Consider the following 17,599-nt stretch of genomic DNA (forward strand, 5'->3'; position numbering starts at 1 on the left):
TACAAAAACAACTTTGTTTTTTACCGAAATTTATTTTCGTTTAAGAATTTTAAATATCTTTGAATTATGAGTACAGCAATAAAACCAAAACATATCGGCAGAAATATAAGCCGTATTAGGGAGCTTAAAGATATGAAACAGGATGCACTGGCATTTGCTTTAGGAATAACCCAACAGACCATTTCGAATATTGAAAACAGCGAAACGGTTGATGAACAAAGATTAGTTGAGATCGCAAACGCTCTTGGTGTTTCTGTTGAGGCAATTAAAAACTTTTCGGATGAAGCGGTTTTTAATATTATTGGAAATACTTTTCAAGATCATAGTGCAATTGCTTCAGGTGATTACAATTGCAATTGTACTTTTAATCCTTTAGATAAAGTTGTAGAACTTTACGAACGTTTGGTGCAAGCTGAAAAAGATAAAGTTGAGTATTTAGAGAAGTTATTGAACGGGAAATAGACGTTTTGAAGATATATTAAATTGAAAAGAGACCTTTTAGGAGGTCTCTTTTTTTATTTGTGTTCATAAGCGATAGGCTCGTAAACATTTAATCGAAAAACTGCTCAAAGTCATCTTTTCTCATCTGGTTGTCTAAAATTATCCATCTTTTAAAAGCTGAAAAATTTGCACCACGACTTAAATGCTCTATAATTTTTAATTGTGAATAATCTTTTACGGATTGTGTGGTTGCTTTATAATATTCGCATAGCCATTTTTGAAAGTCACTTATTTCTTCTAATAATTTATTACGAAGATTAGCTGATTCAATTGTTTTTAGTTTAGTTGTTCCATTGTAAACAGCATTTAAAAGTTCCTTTGTTTCAAGGATCTTTGGAGTTTGCTCCATTGCTTCAATAATAACTTTTTCGCAAGGGAATGGATTCATAAAATATCTTAGTTTCTTATCAACATTGTGTGTTGAATCAGTACAGTTTAAAATATTTACAAAATTATCCAATTTGATGTTGTTACAATGTGAACAAGACCAAAATAAGTTATTCCAATCAAATTTCAAATCTTTATCACCTTTGTGTGGTATAAAATGCTCAATATTTATTGATAAAGGCTCTTTGTTTTCACAGATATAACATTTGTTTTTGAAATCATTTTTAATTTTTTCTAAAACATCAGCACATTTGTAATCACCGGATGCTTTTGCTTTTTCTATGGCTAAGCAATCGGGTGCTGGTTGCGATTTTTCAAAATACACCATTCGATTACTTATTTAATTCTTTTAATTCAATTTGTTGAAGCTTTACTAATAATTCATTAGAAAGATATTTCGGACTATGTGCAAAATAATTACGTAGTTCTTTTAACTGAATTTCTTCTTCTGTTTTTCTGTCGGTTTTTTCAATTAATATTTCAAATGTTTTAATTTTCTCTTTTAATTCAGCAGAATATTTATCAGCTCTAAAATAACTTTCAATTAAGGCATCATATGAGTAGCTAGACAAATCTGTTGTAACTGTTTTAGTTTCTAAATCGCAAATTGTAGCATTTGATAAAGAAGATAAAACAAAAGGAGAATGTGTAGTTACAATAAATTGAAGTTTTGGAAAAAAGTCAACGAGGAATGGTAGAATTTTTTTTTGTAAATCAACATGTAGATGAGTCTCAATTTCATCTATAATTATGATACCTTCAAGATCATAAGATTTAACTTGGTGTGCTTCCATTCTCAAAAGTAGTTCTGTAACAATACTTATAATTGCGGAATATCCGTCTGATAGGTTATTAAAGTTAAAAGGTGCACTTTTGTCAGTTACAATTTCAAAGTTGTAAGATTTTCTATCAAATTTTAGTTCAAGATTACTCACGTCAAAAATTTGTTTTAATCTATTTTCTAGTCTTTCAAACCATTTATCAATTTTTTCAACTATATCCATCTCATTATCATCTCTTGCAAAAGAGCGATCTGCCTTAAGATTTACAATATATTGAATGAAGTTTGTATTTGCTTTTTCACTTAATTGATATTTCTTTTTTAAATTTATTTTATTAATTCCTTTTGGTATAGTCAGATTTATATGTCTTTTAGCGTCAAAAAAAGCCAATAAAAATTCTCCTTTTTCACTCTTTTCGAAAATATTTCTTTCGCTTCCGGAAAATTTTATTTTAGTACCGCCAAAGTTTTCGAACCAATTTTGAATTCCTTTTATTGATTGTTCAATACTTAACCTTCCCTCAGGGCTTAGATTAGAAGTTAATAAGCTTTGTTCAAGTCGCTTTCGTTGATCTATTTGACTTGCAATATGATTAAAACTACCATCATCAATTCTTGCTAAAAATTTATTTATCTCAATTAATAAACTTGTTTTTCCACTTCCATTTTTTCCAGTCAATATTAAATGTTGACGAGTATCGCTAGAAAGTGGGATTTCGAAATCTTTGATATTTCTAGAATTTTCAATATAGATGCTTGTAATGAAATTTTCAGTCATAATATTTTATCTCTTAGTCTTTTGATGTTTTGGTAATAAGTTTACAGCTAACATTTCAATATTAATAAATTATATTAGCCAAAGTTAACTTACTTTTTTGTTTCCAAATATATGTATTTTTTCTTGCCAATTTTTACGGATTTCCGTACTTAATATTTTTATTTATTCAAAATAATTAATGATAATACAATAAAAAAGCGAGCAAAAATATTTTACTCGCTTTAATCATTTATTATAAGTTTGTTACCCCAAGAAAGCCTTCAACTCCTCATAAGTCCCAATCTTCACACTAACTTTTTCCTCATTAATAACACTCTCAATTTGAGCAGGAATAGGAAGTGTAATTCCTAAAGCAGGTTCAACAACATCTAAGAATTTAATAGGGTGTGCTGTTTCTAAGAAAATCCCAATGGCGTTAGGGTGTTTTTCTAATTCTTTTTTCAAACCTAAATAACCAACAGCACCATGCGGTTCTGCGATATAACCGTCTGTTTTGTAGATTTTCTTTAGAGCTTCAAGCGTTTCTTCATCAGTATAACTATAAGAAGAGAAGTCTTTTTCGAAAGCTTTTAAGTCATTATTGTACAATTCCTGAATTCTAATAAAGTTACTTGGGTTTCCAACGTCCATTGCGTTAGAGATTGTTGCTTTAGAAGGTTTTGGATCGTATTTTCCGTTTTCTAAAAATCTTGGTACCGTGTCGTTTACGTTTGTAGACGCTACAAAATGCTCAATTGGCAAACCTAATTTCTTTGCCATAATTCCGGCGCAGATATTTCCAAAGTTTCCGCTTGGGCAAGAGAAAACTAAAGGTTTGTTTTGGCTTTTCAAAGCTTTGTAAGCAAAGAAGAAATAAAACATTTGCGGTAACCAGCGTGCAATATTAATAGAGTTTGCTGAGGTAAGGTTTTTATGCGCTAAAGTTTCGTCTAAAAACGCTTTTTTTACCATATCCTGACAATCGTCAAAAACACCGTCAACTTCAAGAGCTTTAATATTTTGCCCTAAAGTAGTCAATTGTTTTTCCTGAATGTCGCTCACTTTTCCTGACGGATATAAAATGACAACATCAACGCCGTCAACGCCTAAAAATCCGCTGGCAACGGCTCCTCCTGTATCTCCAGAAGTGGCTACTAAAACGGTGTTTTTAGCGTCTTTTTTGTCTTTATTAAAATAGCCCAAACAACGTGACATAAAACGAGCTCCAACGTCTTTAAACGCCATTGTTGGGCCGTGAAATAATTCTAACGAATAGATTCCGTCTTCGACTTTCACAACCGGAAAATCAAAAACTAAAGTTTCGGCAATGATTTCTTTTAATTTGTCTGCAGGTATTTCGTCGCCAACGAATTGTTTAATCGCTTCAAAAGCAATTTCTTCGTGACTTAAACTTTCGATTTTATCAAAAAATGATGCATCTAAAGCGGTGATATTTTCTGGGAAATATAATCCTTTATCACTCGCTAATCCTTGTATAACAGCTTCCTGAAAAGAAACTTTTGGGGCATTGTGGTTTAAACTGTAGTATTTCATTGGTTGTTTTTTTATTTAACCGCAAAGAGCGCAAAGAATTGGTTTCTTTTGAAAACGCAGAGAGCGCAAAGCTTTGTGGTACTATTCTTTATTTCAATAAATTATATTTTCAATTATGTTTTAGTTCTGTCAGGCTGAGCGGTCCCGAGGCTTCGGGAGAAGCCTCGAGCAAGGTACGGCACGTCCAGTTTGTCATTTCGAGGAACGAGAAATCGCACTCGTAACTCCGTACAGAAATTCGCCAATCTTTGTCGACAAACTAGTGTGATTTCTCCTCCGTCGAAATGACAAACTGCACGGTTATGTATCGTGTCTATACTTTGTGCGGCTTCGACTTCGTTCAGCCTGACAAACGTTGTGTTTTCCCTTTTTATTTGAATTATTGCACAAACCAATTCGAGCAAATTCGTGAAATTGGTGTTATATAATTCTTACGCCATCAGGATTAATCTTCGAAACGTGAATTTCATACGGTAAACTCATTTTTTCGTAAACGTCGCTCATGGCTTTTGCGATTTTTTCAGCGGTTTCTTTTCCTCTGCTTAAAGCGAAAATAGATGGGCCAGAACCTGAAATACCAGAACCTAAAGCGCCGTTTTCGTAAGCCGTTTGTTTGATTTGATCGAATCCCGGAATTAAAACACTTCTTAAAGGCTCAACGATTTCGTCATGAAGCGATCTTCCAATCAAATCGTAATCTTTGGTGTAAAGACCTGCAACAAGTCCGCCTACATTTCCCCATTGCATAATGGCGCTTTTCAGTGAAACGTTTTGTTTTAAAACCGAACGAGCATCAGACGTTTTCAGCTCAATTTGTGGGTGAACCACCGTTGCGTACAATTCTTCAGGACTGTCAATTCTAATAATATCAAGCGGCGCATAACTTCTTACCAAAGTAAATCCGCCTAAAAGGGCAGGAGCAACGTTATCTGCATGCGCATTTCCGCTGGCTAATTTTTCGCCCTGCATCGCAAACTGAACTAAATCTTTGCGAGAATAAGGTCTTCCTAATAATTCATTAATTCCAAAAACCGCTCCGGCCGAACTTGCAGCACTGCTTCCAATTCCGCTTCCCGCTTTTATGTGTTTGTAAATTTCGATTTCAAATCCAAAATCCAAATCGCCTAAAGTTTCAAGCATGGCCAAAGCCGCAACTCCGGAAACGTTTTTCTCGGTTTCCAAAGGCAGATCAGCACCCACAATTTTAGTGATTCGAACTCCTTTTTGATCGACTTTTCGAACAATCATTTCATCGCCCGCATTGTCTAAGCAAAGTCCAAGTACATCAAATCCGCACGAAAGATTTGCGATAGTTGCTGGGCAAAATAGTTTTATTTCCATTTCTTTTTAAAGGTTCAGAGTGGCAAAGGCTCAAAGGTTCAGAGGCTTTACTACTTATTGTTTTTTAAGGTTCATAGTGGCAAAGGTTCATAGGTTCAAAGGTTTTTAACTTTGTCCCTTTGCACCTTTGAGCCTTTGTACCTGTTTAGATATTACCTATTCGAATTACATCCGCAAAAATTCCTGAAGCGGTAACAGCCGCTCCGGCTCCGGCTCCTTTTATCAATAAAGGCTGATCTACATAGCGATCTGTGTAAAACAATACAATATTGTCTTTTCCTTCTAAGTTGTAAAAAGGGTGATCTTTCGGGATGAATTGCAGACCAACGCTTGCTTTTCCGTTTTCGAATTGTGCAACGTATTTCAATCTTGAATCTTTGGCTAAAGCTTCGTTGTAAATACCTTCAAAATGAGAAGCGTGTTTGATTAACGAAGCAAAAAAGTCTTCGTTGTTTGTTGTCGCTAAACAATCTGCTGGCAAGAACGATTCGTTTGCAATCGCGTCAATATCCATTTCGTAACCGCTTTCACGAATAAGAATCAGGATTTTACGTGCTACGTCGATTCCGCTTAAGTCAATTTTTGGATCTGGTTCTGTAAATCCTTGAACTCCGGCTTCTTTTACCACATCGTGGAAAGAATTGTTTTTATCGAAATTATTGAAAATGAAGTTCAAACTTCCAGATAAAACTGCCTGAATTTTATGCACTTTATCGCCAGAAGCAATTAAGTTTTTTACCGTGTCTATAATTGGTAATCCCGCACCAACATTTGTTTCAAATAAAAACGGAGCGTTGTATTGGCGAGATAAGCTTTTTAGTTTTTTATAATTATCATAAGCAGATGAACACGCAATTTTGTTGCAAGTTACAACCGCAATACTTTGTTTTAAGAATTGCTCGTACAATTCAGAAACGCTTGCATTTGCTGTAATGTCAACAAAAATACTATTACGTAAATTCATTTCTTTTGCGCGCAGGATAAATTCTGCTGCATTAACTGGTTCGCCTTTGTCTAAAGCCGATTTCCAGTCTTTTAATGAAATTCCGTCTTCGTCAAAAAGCATTTTTCTAGAGTTTGACAAAGCGATTACACGGACATTAATTTTTAAATTGTCTTTTAAAAATTTTCTTTGATTGTGAATTTGCTCAATGAATTTTTCGCCCACATTTCCAACTCCCATTACAAATAAGTTGAGCTGTTTTGTGTTTTCTTCAAAGAAATTTTCGTGTAAAGTATTCAATGCTTTTTTAACGTCTCTTTCGTTAATTACAGTCGAAATGTTTCTTTCAGAAGCACCTTGAGCAATGGCACGAATGTTTACGTTGTTTTTTCCTAAAGTACTGAACATTCTTCCGCTTAAACCTTGGTGGTTTTTCATGTTTTCACCTACCAAAGCAATAATGCAAAGGTCTTTTTCGAGGATACACGGATCAATTTTGTTTTGAAGAATTTCAATTTCAAAAGCTCTATTAATCGCAGCTTCGGCATTATCAGCATCCGAATTTAAAATTCCAATACAGATAGAATGCTCAGAAGAAGCCTGAGTAATAAATATAACATTGATTTTTTCCTGAGATAAAACTTCAAATAAACGTTTTGAAGAACCTGAAACTCCAATCATTCCTGGACCTTCAAGTGTTACAAGCGAAATATTATCGATATGACTGATTCCTTTTACAACAGTATCTTTTGAGGAAACATGACTGGAAATTAAAGTTCCTTCGGCTTCTGGTTCAAAAGTATTTTTGATTAAAATGGGAATGTTTTTTCTTAAAACCGGCTGAATTGTTGGTGGATATAACACTTTGGCTCCAAAATGCGATAATTCCATCGCTTCCTGATACGAAATGTCGGCAATAGGTCTTGCTTGCTTAACAATTTTTGGATTTGCAGTAAACATTCCGTTTACATCAGTCCAAATTTCTAATTGTTCCGCTTCAAGAGCACCTGCAACAATTGCAGCTGTATAATCAGACCCGCCGCGGCCTAAAGTAGTAGTAATTCCGTCAGGAGTTTGTGCTATAAAACCAGGTAAAATATTGATTTGCGCTTGATTTTGTGCAAAATATTCTTGAATCAAATTGTTTGATGCTTCAAAATTTACAACCGCTTTACCAAAATTGTTATTTGTTTTGATCAATTCGCGGCTGTCTTTATAAACTGCATTTTTGTCAATTTGCTGATAAGCCTGAGCGATGATAAAAGACGAAAGTAATTCGCCAAAACTCAAAATAGTATCAGCAGTTCTTGGAGATAATTCTCCTAATAAAAAACAACCGTCTAGTAAAGTTTCCAGATGATTTATAATTCTTTTTACGTGGCTCAACAAACTGCTTTGCTCGCTTACAGGTATAAGTTCTTTTAGCGTTTCAAGATGTTTTTTCTCTATTTCGGCAACAATATCTCTAAAGCTTTCATCGCTCGCTGCCGCTTTTGCAGCTGCTGATTGCAATAAATCGGTCACTTTGCTAAGCGCAGAAACTACAACAACTAATTGATCTGTTTTTGATTTTTGATTAACAATTTCGAGAACGAGTTTTATATTTTGAGCATTGGCTACCGAAGTTCCGCCAAATTTTAATACTTTCATTTTGATGTTTTTTTCTTTTATGCAAATATTTTATCTATCCAATAACTCTCTTCTTTCAAGAAAAAAGTATAGGTAACCTAGGATTATATGTAAAAATGTATACCCCTAAGGGGTAGTAGTTGTTGTAGTAGAAATAATGGTAGCAGCAATTGCAACTCTAGTTTGAGTTGTTATTGTAGAATGATATTTTGTGCTGTTACTTTTCATTTTGATTTTTCAAAAGTACTGTTTTTTAGATGTAATTAAAACTCCTTGAGCCTTTTTACGAATATTTTAATAATTCAAATCTCAAAATTTCAATATTGAGTATTTGTTAAAATTAGATAACCTAAATTGAGGTTTTGATATTATTAAGAACGCATTTTGCAATAAAAACCTATTGCAATGAGTTGATTTTTAATGAAAAAATAATCAAAAAGCAGTAAAAGACTCCGTTTTTAGCATTGAGAAAAAAATAAAAGTGAAGAATGACTTGCATTGAAATTTTAATTATTGTGATAAAATGTTGCATTTTAATATTGATTTGTTGAATTTTGACATCTTAAATTGAAAAACATCATGAGAGAAATCCATTATATAAGTACAGAAACATTAAGTTTAGAAGCTTTACAAGAAATCATCGTTCTAGATAAAAAACTAGAATTGTCTGAAGAGGCAAAAGTAAACGTGCAAAAATGCCGTGATTATCTAGATAAAAAGATGGCTTCACATTCAGAACCAATTTACGGAATCAATACAGGTTTTGGGTCGCTTTGCAATGTGAAAATTTCTAACGAAAATTTATCTCAGCTTCAGGAGAATCTTGTTAAGTCGCATGCTTGCGGAACTGGCGAAGAAGTTCCTGCAGCAGTTGTAAAATTGATGCTTTTACTTAAGATTCAGTCTTTAAGTTACGGACATTCTGGCGTACAGCTTGTTACATTAGAGCGTTTGGTTGATTTTTATAATAATGATATTCTACCGGTTATTTATACACAAGGTTCATTAGGAGCTTCTGGAGATTTGGCGCCATTGGCACATTTATCTTTACCGTTATTAGGCGAAGGTGAAGTGTTTTTTGAAGGTAAAAGAATGGCTTCTGCCGAAGTTTTAAAACATTTTAACTGGGAACCAATTGTGCTTCAGTCAAAAGAAGGTTTGGCTTTGCTAAACGGAACGCAGTTTATGAGCGCTTATGGAGCTCACATTTTATTAAAAGCCTATAAATATTCGTATTTGGCAGATTTAATCGGAACAATTTCATTGGAAGGTTTTGATGGAAGAATTGAGCCGTTTAATGAATTGATACATTATATACGTCCGCATAAAGGACAGATTGTAACGGCAAAACGCATTACTGAATTTTTGGACGGAAGCGAAATTATTGCTCAAGAGAAAAAACACGTTCAGGACCCGTATTCTTTCCGTTGTATGCCTCAGGTTCATGGCGCATCAAAAGATGCAATTGATTATGTTAGAAAAGTATTTAAAACAGAGATTAACTCGGTTACAGATAATCCAAATATATTTATTGAAGCGGATCAGATTATTTCTGGCGGAAATTTCCACGGACAGCCTTTAGCGTTAGCGTTAGATTTTATGGCAATTGCTTTGGCTGAATTAGGAAGTATTTCTGAAAGAAGAACCTATCAATTGATTTCAGGATTGCGCAATCTTCCAGCTTTTTTAGTTGATAATCCAGGATTGAATTCTGGTTTTATGATTCCGCAATATACAGCAGCAAGTATTGCAAGTCAGAACAAACAACTAGCAACTCCGTCAAGTATAGATAGTATTGTTTCGAGTAATGGACAAGAAGATCACGTGAGTATGGGAGCAAACGGAGCTACTAAAGCTTTGCGTGTTATGGATAATTTAGAGCGAATTTTGGCAATCGAATTGTTAAATGCTTCACAAGCAATTGCCTATAGAGAGCCTTTGAAATCCAGCGATTTTATAGAGATGTTTTTGAATAGTTATAGAGAAGTAGTGCCTTTGGTAAAAGAGGATAGAATCTTACATTATGATATTGAAAAGACCATTTCGTTCCTTGATAGTTTCCAAATTGAAAACGATTTGTTAACAATGGCTTAACATTGTAAAATATTATTGAAGTAATTTTGCACTATCAAAAATATAAAAATGTCAATAAACAGTATTTTCCAATTTTTAGTGCCGAAAGACAAGAAATTCTTTCCACTTTTTGAAGAGGCTTCAAGCAATTTAATTGAATTAGCATCTAACTTACACGAAGCTGTAAACCTTCCATTGAAAGAAAGAGAAGTTCTTTTTCAAAAAATTGATGAATTAGAGCAAAAAGGTGAAGATATTACGCGTCAAACCAATCTTGAATTGAGTAGAAATTTTATTACTCCATTTGATAGAGAGGATATTCATACCCTTATTACTTCTATTGATAACGTTGCTGATTACCTTCATGGAGCAGCAAGCCGTATGAAATTGTATCAAGTTGATAAGATTACAAAATCGATCAGAAAGATGACAGAAATCAACCTTGAAGCTTGTCAAAATATTGACAGTGCAGTAAAAGAGTTGAGAAACTTAAAGAATTTTAAAGTTATCAAAGATTCTTGTGCTAGAATTAACAAGCTGGAAAACAAGTCTGATAATGTATATAACAAAGCAGTTTTTGAAATTTTTGAAAACGAAACAGATGCTAAAAATATTATTAAATATAAAGAAGTGTTATCTGTTTTAGAATCAGCAACAGACAAGTGTAAGAGTGTTGCGAACATACTAGAATCTATTTCTGTAAAACATTCTTAATTCAATTTTTCATTCTGAAGTTATAATTTTATGACGCTACTTATATTAATTATAGTATTAGCTTTAATATTTGATTACATCAATGGTTTTCATGATGCGGCAAATGCTATAGCGACTGTTGTTGCTACAAAGGTTTTAACGCCTTTTCAGGCCGTTCTTTGGGCAGCATTTTTTAACTTTCTGGCTTATTGGGTTTTCGGATTTGGTGTTGCGGATACTGTTGCTAAAACAGCGCACACAATGGAAATTAACCTAGTGGTAATTCTTGCCGGTGTTATTGCGGCAATTTGTTGGAACTTACTAACTTGGTGGCTAGGAATTCCTTCAAGTTCTTCACATACTTTAATTGGAGGTTTTGCTGGAGCGGCTGTTGCACATGCAATTGCAGTTCATGGTTTCTCTGGTTATATTGGTGAAGACGGAACAACACATTATTGGTATGAAATTGTAAGCTGGTACAAAGCAGGAAAAGATGGTGCAATGCCTTCGGGAGTTCTTATTATCATTGCATTTATTGTTTTAGCGCCTTTATTAGGAGCTTTGGCTTCGTATTTAATTTCGATCTGGCTTTTAAATGCTTCTCGTAAAAGTATTGGTCCAAAAATCTTTACTGTAGCTTTAATGCTTGCAACGATTTGGTTTGTGTATGCTCAGATGGTTTCTTATGAAGAAATTTTAGAGCATGGAAAACCTCGCTTTGATTCTCATTTTTGGAGTGTAGTTTTTGATTCTCATAATATTAAATGGTTTTTAGTTGCTTTTATTATCTTAACAGTAAGCGCATTCTGTTTAGTATTCAGTAGTCTGAATCTTCATCAGGCTGATGCTGCTTTGAAAAAAATGCAATTGTTATCTTCTGCGGCTTTTAGTTTAGGTCACGGAGGAAATGATTCTCAAAAAGTAATGGGTATTATCGCGGCTGCGGTTGCGGTTTACATTAATACAAATCCAGGAGTTCATATGGATGCTTGGTTAGATGTTGTTTTACCAAATGATGATACTGGTGTTAAAGGTGTAATGCCGGGATGGATTCCGTTAGCGTGTTATTCTGCAATTGCAGCTGGAACTTTAAGCGGTGGATGGAAAATTGTGAAAACAATGGGTTCTAAAATCACGAAAGTAAGTTCATTTGAAGGTGTTGCGGCAGAAACTGCTGGTGCATTAACGCTTTATTTTACAGAGCATTTAAAAATTCCTGTAAGTACAACGCATACTATTACTGGATCTATCATTGGGGTTGGACTAACTAAGCGTGTATCTGCAGTAAGATGGGGAGTTACGGTAAGTTTAATTTGGGCTTGGGTATTAACTATTCCAATTTCAGCTTTATTAGCAGGTTTAGTTTATTTTGTACTAAGCATATTTATTTCGTAAAATGAGTATTATGAAATGTGAGTTATAAATTGCATTTTGTTTAAATATTTAAAAAGCCGATTTCAATTTGAAATCGGCTTTTTTTTGTTTTAAAACTTTTGAAGATTTTTACGATTGTGTTTTCGTTTATAATGCGTTTGTTTTAATTTCTTTTGGTCTTGCGAAACAATACTAATAGTACCGTCTATTTCTAGCATAGCGAGCTTTATATCTGTTAAATGTTCTAAACCATGTTCACGTGCTGCTTCTTTTAATTCGTCGTGTGAAATGTCTAATTTGCTTAAGGCTTTAAAATCAAGTTTTCCGTTGTGAATAAGAATTTCGGGTTTGTCCAAAAGTAAATTGTTTAGTGATTTATAACGATGCGTGAGTTTTTTTATCGTAAAGTTGATTACAAACAAAACCAAGGCAGCGATTAAACCGCCGAGAAGACTAGTATCTGGGCCGACCATTGCATTCTGAACGGAATTACTGATCAGCAGAATTAAAATTATATCGGCTGTATTTAATTGCGAAAGTTCTTTTTTACCAAAAATGCGGAGTGCTATTGTCATGAAAAAATAGACGGCAACACTTCTGATTATTATATCTAAATAAGGGAATTGCATCATTTTTATTCTTTTGTTTTATTAAAGTTAAATAAAAGAGCTTTGTCAAAGTTCGAAACTTTGACAAAGCTCTTAAATAATTAATTGTTTTCTTAACCAGCGCATTTTACCCAGATATCTCTAGTGTCAATGATTTTCCAAACATTATCTTTTTTTTCTAAGTACACTGATCTTCCATATGGTAATTCTTTGGAATAGCAATCAATTTCCATGTAGGCTTTTTTGTTGTCTTCAGAAAATATAGGAATTGATAATATTATGTAATCATTCGCTTTATCTATTTCTGATGCCGGAATTGTTTTTAGTTTTTTGGATGTCTTTTCTGGTAATGTATACTTTAAAAAGCAGTTGTTTTGTTCTACAAAATTTATTGAATCTTTGATTTTGAATATTTTTTTTCCTTCTATATTGGCATTCAATAACATTTCAATATATATTTCTGTATTCTCTAGAATTCGTGGTAAACGTGGAGGGAGCTTTATAATTACTGGTTCTTTAGTTGATTTTGCATTTATACCTTCAGTATTGATTTTAAGTTTTTTAAAACTGCTGCAAACACTGTAAGAATCTTTAGAATTTTCAATAAAATTTTGATGTAGAAGCGTTTCTACTATTTTTTCAGTTTCAATCTTTCTAATTTTTTCATTATTGGTGCAATCATTTTTATTGCAACCAAATATAATTAAGATTAGAAAGATTGTGAATTTCTTCATTAATAAATTACTTAAAGATTTTTTAATTATAGTTTGAAGTTTTTCTCAATAGCTTTAATCATTTCTCCTGCAACATCTTTGTTTGTTGCTCCTTCGATTCCTTCAAGACCTGGAGAAGAGTTTACTTCTAGTAATAAAGGTCCTTTAGAGGAACGAATAATATCGACTCCAGCCACTTTTAAATCCATTGCTTTTGCGGCTTTTATAGCGATCTTTTTTTCTTCGGCTGTTACTTTTATTACAGATGCAGTTCCGCCAAGGTGAATATTGGCTCTAAACTCGCCCGGCATAGCTTCACGCTGAATGGCGGCAACTACTTTTCCGTCAATCACAAAGCAGCGAATGTCTTTTCCGTTTGCTTCTTTAATGAATTCCTGAACTAGAATATTAGCATTTAAACTTTTAAAAGCATTGATAACACTTTCTGCTGCTTTTTTAGTTTCGGCTAAAACAACTCCTTTTCCTTGCGTTCCTTCTAATAATTTGACAATTAAAGGTGAACCGCCAACCATTTTGATTAAGTTGTCTGTGTCAAGCGGAGAATTGGCAAAACCAGTTGTTGGAATGTCAATTCCGCTGTTTAAAAGCAATTGCAGTGAATATAATTTGTCGCGAGATTGTGTTATAGCTGTTGCTGAGTTTAAACAGAAAACTTTCAAAGCTTCAAATTGACGTGTTAAAGCACAGCCATAAAAAGTAATGCTCGGTCTAATTCTCGGAATAATAGCATCAAACTGGTTTAATATTTTTCCGCCTCTATAATGAATTTCTGGAGTTTTAGCGTCCAGTTTCATGTAGCATTCTTTGATGTTTAAAAAATGCATTTCATGACCGCGCATTTCTCCTGCTTCCATGATTCTTTTATTGCTGTACAATTCAGGATTGCTGGCTAGAAGTCCAATTCGTAAACCTGAACTGGCTTTTTCTGAATTTTGATATAATTCTTTAAGAGATTCTGGAGTTGGCTGTCCAAGAAGGTATTTTTCTTCTGGATCGACCAATACACGACCACTCATGGCTTCACGGCCCAAAAGCATTCTAAAACCCATAGAGTCACGATTGGTCAACGTCATTTCGATTGGCCATTTTGAGTCGCCAATTTTAATGCTGGTTTGAATTACGTAACGATGTTCTCTAAAGCCGCTTGAGCTTTTTACAATTCTTTTGTCAACCAGCGGTGCTTCACAATGAATGATGGTTTTGATGTTATTTTGAATTGGATTAATGTCAAATTTTACCCAATTGGCATCATTTTTTATAAAAGGAGCTATGTTTATGGCGTGCATTGCTGATGTTTTGGCACCAGAATCAACCCGAGCCTTGATTGTCGGGATTCCTAGTTCTGGAAATGAGCACCATTCTTCGCTGCCTAAAATGACTTTGTGTTGAAGCATACGTTGTTTTTTATTATAGAATTTAATATCCAAAAATAGCTATTTGCTTTTACTAAAGATAGTAAATTATCCAAAAAAAATACCCGTTATGTTATGAAAACGTAACGGGTATATTATTTCTGTTATAAATTTAAATCATTTTATTGATTTGTAGGTTCTTCAGCTTTGTGAATTTCTACCGAAAGCTCTTGTGAGTCATCTTTTAAATCCATCATGATTTCATCGCCAGAATGAATTTTTGAAGTGATGATTTCTTCGGCTAATAAATCTTCAACATATTTCTGAATTGCTCTTTTCAATGGTCTTGCACCAAATTGTCTGTCAAAGCCTTTTTCAGCAATAAACGCTTTTGCTTTGTCAGTTAAGCTTAGTTTGTAACCTAATTCAGCAATACGAGAATATAGTTTTTTAAGTTCAATTTCGATGATTAAATCGATATCAGCTTTTTCTAATGCGTTGAATACAATTACGTCGTCAATTCTGTTTAAGAATTCAGGAGCAAAAGTTTTCTTCAAAGCATTTTCGATAATGCTTTTTGAGTTTTCATCGGCTTGAGCCACTTTCGCAGCAGTTCCGAATCCTACGCCTTGTCCAAAATCTTTTAATTGACGTGCACCAACGTTAGATGTCATGATAATGATCGTGTTTTTAAAGTCGATTTTGCGACCTAAACTATCTGTTAAATATCCATCATCTAAAACCTGAAGCATCATATTAAACACATCTGGATGTGCTTTTTCGATCTCATCTAAAAGAACAACACAATATGGTTTTCTGCGAACTTTTTCAGTCAATTGCCCGCCTTCTTCGTAACCTACGTATCCTGGAGGCGCTCCAACTAAACGAGAAATAGCAAATTTCTCCATGTATTCGCTCATGTCGATACGAATTAATGCATCTTCAGAATCGAATAATTCTTTTGCTAATACTTTTGCTAATTGCGTTTTACCAACACCAGTCTGACCTAAGAAAATAAATGAACCAATTGGTTTGTTAGGATCTTTAAGTCCGGCTCTGTTACGTTGAATAGAACGTGCAATTTTTAGAACAGCCTCATTTTGACCAATTACTTTGTTCTGAATCAATTCAGGTAATTGAGCTAATTTGTTGCTTTCTGTTTGTGCAATTCTGTTTACAGGAATACCTGTCATCATTGATACAACATCGGCCACGTTATCTTCTGTAACTTCAATTCTGTTGTTTTTAGAATCTTCTTCCCATTGTTCTTGGGCAGCAGCTAGATCTTTTTCGATGCGTTTTTCATCGTCGCGAAGTTTGGCAGCTTCTTCATATTTTTGTTTTTTAACTACCATGTTTTTCATTTCACGAACTTCTTCTAACTGGCGTTCTAAATCAAGAATTTGTTTTGGAACGTCAATATTAGTGATGTGAACGCGAGATCCAGCTTCGTCAAGAGCATCGATAGCTTTGTCTGGTAAGAAACGCTCAGACATATATCTGTTTGTTAATTTAACACAGGCTTCAATTGCTTCTTGGGTGTAAGTCACGTTGTGATGATCTTCGTATTTGTCTTTTACGTTATTTAAAATTGCAATTGTTTCTTCAACAGAAGTTGGTTCAACAATTACTTTTTGGAAACGTCTTTCTAAAGCTCCGTCTTTCTCAATATATTGTCTGTACTCGTCTAGAGTAGTAGCACCAATACATTGAATTTCTCCTCTTGCTAATGCAGGTTTAAACATGTTTGAAGCATCAAGAGAACCTGTTGCTCCGCCGGCACCTACAATAGTGTGAATTTCATCAATAAAAAGAATAATATCGTCGTTTTTTTCAAGCTCGTTCATCACGGCTTTCATTCTTTCTTCAAACTGTCCTCTGTATTTTGTTCCAGCAACTAAACTTGCTAAATCAAGCGTTACAACACGTTTGTGGAAAAGGATACGAGATACTTTCTTTTGAATAATACGCAAAGCAAGTCCTTCTGCAATAGCAGATTTACCAACTCCAGGTTCTCCAATAAGAAGTGGATTGTTCTTTTTTCTACGGCTTAGAATTTGTGAAACACGTTCAATTTCTTTTTCGCGTCCAACAACTGGATCTAGTTTTCCTTCTTCCGCCATTTCTGTTAAATCTCTCCCAAAATTATCCAAAACAGGAGTTTTAGATTTTTTGTTTGACTTATTGGCTGGATTATTGAAACTACTTTCTTTTAGACTGTCATCTTGTCCTGAATCGTCATTGTACGATTCGTTTCTTGGCAAGTTTTCTAAGAATTCTTCTTCGTTTGGCGTCATGTTTAAATATTGTTCTTTAGCTATATCATAATCTATTTTTAGTTTATTCAACAGCTTGGTTGTTGGATCGTTTTCGTTTCGTAAGATGCATAAAAGCAAGTGAGCTGTGCTGATTGATGAGCTTTGGAATACTTTAGCTTCAAGAAAAGTGGTCTTCAGGGCTCTTTCGGCCTGTCGGGTAAGATGAAGATTTTTCTTTTCGGCATTTACTTCCACGCTGTGGTTAGCTGGACTCAGTATTTCTACTTTCCTGCGTAAATGATCTAAATCGACTGCTAGGTTATTAAGTATATGAATAGCTTTTCCGTTACCATCTCTTAAAATGCCCAGCATTAGATGTTCAGTACCAATAAAGTCGTGTCCTAAACGAAGGGCCTCTTCTTTACTGTATGTAATAACATCTTTTACTCTTGGTGAAAAATTATCATCCATAATATATAATTGGTATTGTAAATTTAGTGAATTACTGTTTGAAAAACAAAAACCGTACCCATCGAGAACTCCTGTCAGCTAATTGACAAAAAAAATAATAAAAAAACAGTTAAAAAACGCTTAATTTATTAACTAAAAGGCAA

13 protein-coding genes are annotated in these 17,599 nt (G+C 34.0%); 4 read left to right on the top strand and 9 right to left on the bottom strand.

Annotated features, from left to right (window positions below; all coding sequences use genetic code 11):
• The first annotated feature begins 66 nt into the window (after window positions 1-66).
• Window positions 67-462 carry a helix-turn-helix domain-containing protein gene (locus tag ACHRVL_RS08590; RefSeq protein WP_395411884.1) on the top strand — a complete coding sequence of 132 codons (396 nt, stop codon included), beginning with the start codon at window positions 67-69 and terminating at the stop codon, window positions 460-462.
• An 88-nt stretch (window positions 463-550) separates the two neighbouring features.
• Here ACHRVL_RS08590 and ACHRVL_RS08595 read toward each other — a convergent pair whose 3' ends face one another.
• The 5 genes from ACHRVL_RS08595 to thrA form a co-directional block, all read right to left on the bottom strand.
• The gene (locus tag ACHRVL_RS08595; RefSeq protein ID WP_395411886.1) at window positions 551-1,216 is read right to left on the bottom strand and encodes an HNH endonuclease; all 666 of its coding nucleotides are present in this window, start codon (window positions 1,214-1,216) and stop codon (window positions 551-553) included.
• Window positions 1,217-1,220: 4 nt separating this feature from the next.
• Window positions 1,221-2,447 carry an AAA family ATPase gene (locus ACHRVL_RS08600; RefSeq protein ID WP_395411888.1) on the bottom strand — a complete coding sequence of 409 codons (1,227 nt, stop codon included), beginning with the start codon at window positions 2,445-2,447 and terminating at the stop codon, window positions 1,221-1,223.
• A 243-nt stretch (window positions 2,448-2,690) separates the two neighbouring features.
• Entirely contained in the window at window positions 2,691-3,980 is a 1,290-nt protein-coding gene (thrC, locus tag ACHRVL_RS08605; protein WP_395411889.1) for a threonine synthase, read from the bottom strand.
• 420 nt (window positions 3,981-4,400) lie between these two features.
• Window positions 4,401-5,321 (bottom strand): homoserine kinase, encoded by a 921-nt coding sequence (locus ACHRVL_RS08610; RefSeq protein ID WP_395411891.1) that lies wholly within the window; start codon window positions 5,319-5,321, stop codon window positions 4,401-4,403.
• Between the two features lie 145 nt (window positions 5,322-5,466).
• On the bottom strand, window positions 5,467-7,914 hold the full coding sequence (thrA, locus tag ACHRVL_RS08615; RefSeq protein ID WP_395411893.1) for a bifunctional aspartate kinase/homoserine dehydrogenase I: 2,448 nt from the start codon (window positions 7,912-7,914) through the stop codon (window positions 5,467-5,469).
• Window positions 7,915-8,472: 558 nt separating this feature from the next.
• On the opposite strand from thrA, the gene hutH reads away from it, so the two are divergent.
• Genes hutH through ACHRVL_RS08630 form a run of 3 tightly spaced genes read left to right on the top strand, consistent with a single transcriptional unit; the run spans window position 8,473 to window position 12,054 of the window.
• Window positions 8,473-9,987, top strand: coding sequence for a histidine ammonia-lyase (hutH, locus tag ACHRVL_RS08620; protein WP_395411894.1), 1,515 nt, complete (start codon window positions 8,473-8,475; stop codon window positions 9,985-9,987).
• A gap of 48 nt (window positions 9,988-10,035) precedes the next feature.
• The gene (locus ACHRVL_RS08625; protein WP_089052333.1) at window positions 10,036-10,680 is read left to right on the top strand and encodes a DUF47 domain-containing protein; all 645 of its coding nucleotides are present in this window, start codon (window positions 10,036-10,038) and stop codon (window positions 10,678-10,680) included.
• Window positions 10,681-10,710: 30 nt separating this feature from the next.
• Window positions 10,711-12,054, top strand: a complete 1,344-nt coding sequence (locus ACHRVL_RS08630; RefSeq protein WP_395411896.1) for an anion permease — start codon at window positions 10,711-10,713, stop codon at window positions 12,052-12,054.
• Window positions 12,055-12,143: 89 nt separating this feature from the next.
• On the opposite strand, the gene ACHRVL_RS08635 is transcribed toward ACHRVL_RS08630, so the two are convergent.
• The 4 genes from ACHRVL_RS08635 to ACHRVL_RS08650 all read right to left on the bottom strand — a co-directional run bounded on the left by ACHRVL_RS08635 (window position 12,144) and on the right by ACHRVL_RS08650 (window position 17,456).
• Entirely contained in the window at window positions 12,144-12,662 is a 519-nt protein-coding gene (locus tag ACHRVL_RS08635; RefSeq protein WP_395412180.1) for a DUF421 domain-containing protein, read from the bottom strand.
• A gap of 92 nt (window positions 12,663-12,754) precedes the next feature.
• Entirely contained in the window at window positions 12,755-13,375 is a 621-nt protein-coding gene (locus tag ACHRVL_RS08640; protein ID WP_395411898.1) for a hypothetical protein, read from the bottom strand.
• Window positions 13,376-13,401: 26 nt separating this feature from the next.
• Entirely contained in the window at window positions 13,402-14,769 is a 1,368-nt protein-coding gene (gene rimK / locus ACHRVL_RS08645; RefSeq protein WP_089052330.1) for a 30S ribosomal protein S6--L-glutamate ligase, read from the bottom strand.
• 140 nt (window positions 14,770-14,909) lie between these two features.
• Window positions 14,910-17,456 carry an ATP-dependent Clp protease ATP-binding subunit gene (locus ACHRVL_RS08650; protein ID WP_395411901.1) on the bottom strand — a complete coding sequence of 849 codons (2,547 nt, stop codon included), beginning with the start codon at window positions 17,454-17,456 and terminating at the stop codon, window positions 14,910-14,912.
• Window positions 17,457-17,599: the final 143 nt, after the last annotated feature.

Origin of the sequence: Flavobacterium sp. FlaQc-28 (assembly GCF_044007415.1) — a bacterium.
Lineage (GTDB): Bacteria > Bacteroidota > Bacteroidia > Flavobacteriales > Flavobacteriaceae > Flavobacterium.

Coding starts and splice junctions, on each gene's coding strand:
- ACHRVL_RS08650 (WP_395411901.1), bottom strand. CDS start 17,456: ATGGATGATAATTTTTCACCAAGAGTAAAAGATGTTATTACATACAGT.
- ACHRVL_RS08635 (WP_395412180.1), bottom strand. CDS start 12,662: ATGCAATTCCCTTATTTAGATATAATAATCAGAAGTGTTGCCGTCTAT.
- ACHRVL_RS08640 (WP_395411898.1), bottom strand. CDS start 13,375: ATGAAGAAATTCACAATCTTTCTAATCTTAATTATATTTGGTTGCAAT.
- ACHRVL_RS08630 (WP_395411896.1), top strand. CDS start 10,711: ATGACGCTACTTATATTAATTATAGTATTAGCTTTAATATTTGATTAC.
- thrC (WP_395411889.1), bottom strand. CDS start 3,980: ATGAAATACTACAGTTTAAACCACAATGCCCCAAAAGTTTCTTTTCAG.
- ACHRVL_RS08600 (WP_395411888.1), bottom strand. CDS start 2,447: ATGACTGAAAATTTCATTACAAGCATCTATATTGAAAATTCTAGAAAT.
- hutH (WP_395411894.1), top strand. CDS start 8,473: ATGAGAGAAATCCATTATATAAGTACAGAAACATTAAGTTTAGAAGCT.
- ACHRVL_RS08610 (WP_395411891.1), bottom strand. CDS start 5,321: ATGGAAATAAAACTATTTTGCCCAGCAACTATCGCAAATCTTTCGTGC.
- ACHRVL_RS08590 (WP_395411884.1), top strand. CDS start 67: ATGAGTACAGCAATAAAACCAAAACATATCGGCAGAAATATAAGCCGT.
- rimK (WP_089052330.1), bottom strand. CDS start 14,769: ATGCTTCAACACAAAGTCATTTTAGGCAGCGAAGAATGGTGCTCATTT.
- ACHRVL_RS08595 (WP_395411886.1), bottom strand. CDS start 1,216: ATGGTGTATTTTGAAAAATCGCAACCAGCACCCGATTGCTTAGCCATA.
- ACHRVL_RS08625 (WP_089052333.1), top strand. CDS start 10,036: ATGTCAATAAACAGTATTTTCCAATTTTTAGTGCCGAAAGACAAGAAA.
- thrA (WP_395411893.1), bottom strand. CDS start 7,914: ATGAAAGTATTAAAATTTGGCGGAACTTCGGTAGCCAATGCTCAAAAT.